Genomic DNA, 3,175 nt, shown 5'->3' with positions numbered 1-3,175 from the left:
CTTGGTCTAAAGTCAATCTCGGCAGGATCTTCGAACATCTTTCCGAACCCTCGGTGAGTTTGCACTTCCAAGGGTAGGAAATTTCGAGGGTTCTGCCAAATCCCCGCACATCCATCACCAAGTTCTGGACGCGGACTTGGGCGGGCTTATGAACAAGGCCGCACAGGGAGCAAGGCGGGCATTCAGCCTCATCACGCCCATCGGCTGCGTGCGCAGTTGTCCGCATTGGATGTCGCGGCGTGTCCGGAGGAAATGGGTCTTCCGGCTTGGCGATTGCACCCTTTGACCGGGGAGTTGTCAGGGTTCTGGGCCGTGACCGTCAATGCCAACTGGCGCGTAATGTTTCGATTTGACGGTGCAGACGCGGAGTTGGTCGATTATCTGGATTACCACTAGGAGTAGAGAGCCATGAGTCGTATGCACAATCCGCTGCATCCCGGTGAGGTTCTCAAGGACGGCTGGCCGGAGGCGGTGACGATCACGGCGGGAGCAAAGCAGTTAGGTGTGACGCGGGCGGTGCTATCGCGCATCCTGAATGGCCATGCGGGCATCAGTGCCGACATGGCTTTACGCTTGCAGGATTGGCTGGGCATCAATGCCGAGATGTGGCTGCGTATGCAGGCGGCTTATGATCTGTGGCAAGCCGAATATAACCGGCAACGGCCACATATCGAGCGGCTGAATCGAATAACCGGGACAGGTCACAATTAAAGAGAAAGCCGGGGTTTTGGGTCATAGCCGGGGTCAGGTCTCCCATTGCACCTCAGGGACAGACCATGTTTTTTGCTAGACCGCTGGCGCTTATCACCTGTCAGTTTCCGGGAACCAACCGGAATAGCCGCTCCAGGCCTGCGTAGCCAGGCCATTCTGACCTGGTTTTCCAGGGCTAGAAGCCCTGGCTACGTAAACCGATAGGTGGTGAGCCGTTGGCGTTGATCAGGCACGTTTCGGAATATTCCTTGCGAGATGCGCGCAACGAGTCACCGCCCGCGGGAAAGCCGGGGTCAGGTCTCCCATTGCACACCTTTGGCGAACGTCTCATGAGCCGCTCCGTTTCATCAAGCGTCCGCCTCGCGCACATGGCGTAACCAGTCCTCTCCATTTGAGCTGAGGAGCAGTTGATCACCCAATTCTTCCAACTGTTGGAGGTCCGCGATGCGCGCGAGCAGCAGGCTGGTCTGCTCGGCGATGACCGGGCCAAAGCGGCGGCGGACTTGGCGGATGAGGATGTGCCGGGCCGCCTCACGGCCCTGCTCCAGGCCCTACTCCAGGCCCTGCTGTTCCCACTGATCGGTCCAGGCTTCCAGATTCTCGGCCAGCATGTGATAGACCTCCATCAGATCCGTCAAAGGTGGAAAGTGGATACCGGGCCGCCGTTTGGGTAGGAAGACACGGCCAAACCAGACGGCGAAGGCCGGGCGCAGTCCGGTTTGCCCGGGATCCTTGAGCCAGTCGATGACGGCGCGCACGATGGCCATCGCCTCGCTTGAGCCACGGCTGGCTTCGAGCCGAAAGAGCGCGGCGCTGAGATTGCGTGTCGGCTGGCGCTCGACCTTGGCGAGGCGTCGCTCGTCGAGCCACAGGTAGCCTTGCCGGGGGCGATAGGCCGCGAGCACCGGCGGTGCGGGCTCGATCAGAGGCTCCAGGGTCTCGGCGGCATTCCAGACCTGGGCTCCATTGTAGAGCACGATCGGCAAGACCGGTGGCAGGCGTCCGGCGGCGCTCAGTTGCTCGGCGCGGATGAGATCCTGATAGAGCAGACCGAGGTAGGTCTGGATGCGAACCGCCATCCAGGGGTCGATGATGGTGGATTGGAATTCCAGCAGCAGGTAGACGTAGAGCCAGTCCTCACCCCAGCGCAGACGCCAGACGAGGTCGTCGGCGCGGTCGCGCAGGTCGTCGATGACATAGCTCCCGCTGCAGCGCTCCAGGGTGGTGAGATCCAGCGCCTGGACCCAATCGCCAATTGCCGGGCACGAAGCCGCGCAGCGGAGCCGGGGTCAGGTCTCCCATTGCACGCCTTGCCAGTCCAAGGGGGTAGGGTCTTGAATCGAGCAAGACCGGTTCTTACTTCCAAACCTGGGTCATCGATCAGTTCTGTCTTTGGTCAGAAGTCGCTCGATGGCTTGCAGGTAGGCAGCCATCTCCTCTCGCTTGCCGACCGAGAGTACCAGCACGACCAGCACATCCTCCTCAACGGCGTAGACGAGCCTGTATCCCATCTTGCGCAGTTTGATTTTGTAGCAGTGGCGTAGCTCGGTGTGAAGTTCAGAACCCGGAACATGTGGTTGCTCGAGCCGTTTTTTGAGGGCCTTGCGCAGCAAGGTTTTGACGCTGCCATCCAGCGCCTGCCATTCCTCAAGCGCCTCGGGTAAAAACTGAAGTCGGTACGTCACAACAGTGTCAGATCTGGTCGATATCGACATCGATGGCCGTGTGTCTGCGCGTCAGACGTTCCCGGGCCATCTCCACCAGGTCGTGATCGGTCAGTTCTTCAACGAGCAACCGGAACAACTTGGGCGTCACCATGTAGAAGGCCGGGCGGTTATGGTTGAGCACCGCCACCGGCTTATCGCCAGCCGTGCGCAGCACTTGCGCCGGGTTTTTCTTGAACTCGGACATACTGATAGTTTGGTCTGCGTAGATCGTATCCATCGTTGCTACTCGGAATAAGCTACAAAATAGGCTCTGATTTTAGGGCCGACGGGATTTGAGTGCAACCGAAGAAGCCGGGGTCAGGTCTCCCATTGCACCTCAGGGACAGACCATGTTTTTTGCTAGACCGCTGGCGCTTATCACCTGTCAGTTTCCGGGAACCAACCGGAATAGCCGCTCCAGGCCTGCGTAGCCAGGCCATTCTGACCTGGTTTTCCAGGGCTAGAAGCCCTGGCTACGTAAACCGATAGGTGGTGAGCCGTTGGCGTTGATCAGGCACGTTTCGGATATTCCTTGCGAGATGCGGGCAACGAGTCACCGCCTGCGGCATGTCATCTTGCGCGGGGTCGATCGCCGTGCCTTATCGCTCCGCGACGAGGACGACCCATTCAACGTTTCAGATCGCGATAGAAATTCTCATGCGTACCGACCAACAGCAGCCACCGGGTGTCTGGGTCGTATTCGTACGCAAGCAGAAAGCGTCTGCCGACGCATTGGAACTTGTAGACAAACACACCGG

General features: G+C 59.3%; 6 protein-coding genes. 2 read left to right on the top strand and 4 right to left on the bottom strand.

Annotation, left to right across the window (positions count from 1 at the left end; all coding sequences use genetic code 11):
* The first annotated feature begins 99 nt into the window (after positions 1-99).
* Together CKO27_RS23580 and CKO27_RS23575 are read left to right on the top strand one after the other, a co-directional pair.
* The gene (locus tag CKO27_RS23580; RefSeq protein ID WP_200377352.1) at positions 100-396 is read left to right on the top strand and encodes a type II toxin-antitoxin system RelE/ParE family toxin; all 297 of its coding nucleotides are present in this window, start codon (positions 100-102) and stop codon (positions 394-396) included.
* 12 nt (positions 397-408) lie between these two features.
* Positions 409-711, top strand: coding sequence for a HigA family addiction module antitoxin (locus CKO27_RS23575; protein WP_200377351.1), 303 nt, complete (start codon positions 409-411; stop codon positions 709-711).
* A gap of 551 nt (positions 712-1,262) precedes the next feature.
* Here the strand turns inward: CKO27_RS23575 and CKO27_RS23570 are convergent.
* From CKO27_RS23570 to CKO27_RS23555, 4 genes are all read right to left on the bottom strand, one after another.
* Positions 1,263-1,946, bottom strand: coding sequence for an Rpn family recombination-promoting nuclease/putative transposase (locus tag CKO27_RS23570; RefSeq protein ID WP_420825868.1), 684 nt, complete (start codon positions 1,944-1,946; stop codon positions 1,263-1,265).
* A gap of 138 nt (positions 1,947-2,084) precedes the next feature.
* Entirely contained in the window at positions 2,085-2,396 is a 312-nt protein-coding gene (locus tag CKO27_RS23565; protein WP_200377350.1) for a type II toxin-antitoxin system RelE/ParE family toxin, read from the bottom strand.
* A gap of 7 nt (positions 2,397-2,403) precedes the next feature.
* Entirely contained in the window at positions 2,404-2,655 is a 252-nt protein-coding gene (locus CKO27_RS23560) for a type II toxin-antitoxin system prevent-host-death family antitoxin (protein WP_200377349.1), read from the bottom strand.
* A gap of 389 nt (positions 2,656-3,044) precedes the next feature.
* The coding region (locus CKO27_RS23555) for a type II toxin-antitoxin system RelE/ParE family toxin (RefSeq protein ID WP_200377348.1) at positions 3,045-3,175 on the bottom strand (131 nt) is incomplete at its 5' end.

This window comes from Thiocystis violacea (assembly GCF_016583575.1).
GTDB classification, from domain to species: domain Bacteria; phylum Pseudomonadota; class Gammaproteobacteria; order Chromatiales; family Chromatiaceae; genus Thiocystis; species Thiocystis violacea.
The sequence above is the reverse complement of the archived record's forward strand: the minus strand, read 5'-3'. Positions and strand labels throughout refer to the sequence as shown.